This is a genomic window from Streptomyces sp. WELS2 (genome assembly GCF_013870595.1).
GTDB lineage: Bacteria > Actinomycetota > Actinomycetes > Streptomycetales > Streptomycetaceae > Streptomyces.
Map to the genome: position 1 here is coordinate 1 of NZ_JACBWZ010001269.1, position 1,276 is coordinate 1,276.

Genomic DNA, 1,276 nt, shown 5'->3' on the forward strand with positions numbered 1-1,276 from the left:
GAAGACCAGCCCGGTGCCCGCCCCCACGGTCGCCCGGCGCTCGGCGGCCGGCATCGCCCACAGGTCCCGGCCGCGGAACGCCACCGTCCCCGAGACCGGCCGCTGGATGCCCACCAGCACCTTCGCCAGCGTCGACTTCCCGCACCCCGACTCGCCGACCACGCCCACCGTCTCCCCGGCCGCCACGGTGAGGCCGGCGCCGGTCAGGGCGTACACCCGGTCCCGCCGCAACAGCCCGCCACCGCGCGCCCGGTGCACCACGTGCGCGTCCCGTACCTCCACCACGGCGGTCATTGCAGGGCCTCCTCGCTCTCCGTGGACGAAAGCTCCACCGCCGGGTGGTGGCAGGCGGCCGTGTGCGTGGCGGTGCCGGCCGGGGCCGGGGCGGTGGTGTGGCACACCTCGGTGGCCAGCGGGCAGCGGTCGGCGAAGCGGCAGCCCGCCGGGAAGTGGGCCGGGGCCGGCACGACGCCCTTGATCTGCGTCATCCGTTCCTCGGCCGACTCCAGCGACAGCACGCTGCCGAGCAGGCCGCGCGTGTAGTGGTGGGCCGGTGCCGCCACCAGGTCGGCGGTCACCCCGGTCTCCACGATCCGCCCGCCGTACATCACCGCCACCCGGTCGGTGACGTCCGCGATCAGCGCCAGGTCGTGCGAGACCAGGACCAGCGCGAAGCCCAGTTCCTCGCGCAGCCGCAGCAGCAGCTCCATGACCTGGGCCTGCACGGTGACGTCCAGGGCGGTGGTCGGCTCGTCGGCGACGATCAGCTTCGGCTCGCGGGACAGGGCCATGGCGATGAGCACGCGCTGGCGCTGCCCGCCGGACAGCTCGTGCGGATAGCTGCGCAGGGTGCGCTCCGGGTCCAGCCCGACCAGCGACAGCAGCTCCGCGGGGCTTCGCCGGCCGCCGCGCCGTACGAGTTGCCGGAGCTGGGCGCGGATGGTCATCGCCGGGTTCAGCGAGGACAGGGCGTCCTGGTAGACCATGGCCATCTCGTGGCCGAGCAGCCGACGCCGGGCCCGTGCCGGCTCGGTCAGCAGGTCCCGTTGCCGGAACCGCACCTGCCCGCCGATCCGGGCCCCCTTCGGTTCGAGGCCCATCACGGTGAGCGCGGTCAGCGACTTGCCGCAGCCCGACTCGCCCACCAGGCCCAGCACCTCGCCGGGGTACACCTCGAAGCCGACCCCGGCCACGATGTCCACGCCCCGGTGCCGGTCCGGGAAGCCGATGGTGAGGTTCTCCACCGCGAGCACCGGCGGTCCGCCGCGGTGGCTCC

General features: G+C 74.8%; 2 protein-coding genes. Both read right to left on the minus strand.

Going from position 1 to position 1,276, the window contains the following annotated elements; all coding sequences use genetic code 11:
- Positions 1-294 (minus strand): ATP-binding cassette domain-containing protein (locus H5J33_RS35605; RefSeq protein WP_181798772.1); only part of this gene is annotated, 294 nt, incomplete at its 3' end.
- A partial coding sequence (locus H5J33_RS35610) for an ABC transporter ATP-binding protein (protein ID WP_181798773.1) occupies positions 291-1,276 on the minus strand: 986 nt, incomplete at its 5' end. The genes H5J33_RS35610 and H5J33_RS35605, both read right to left, overlap by 4 nt.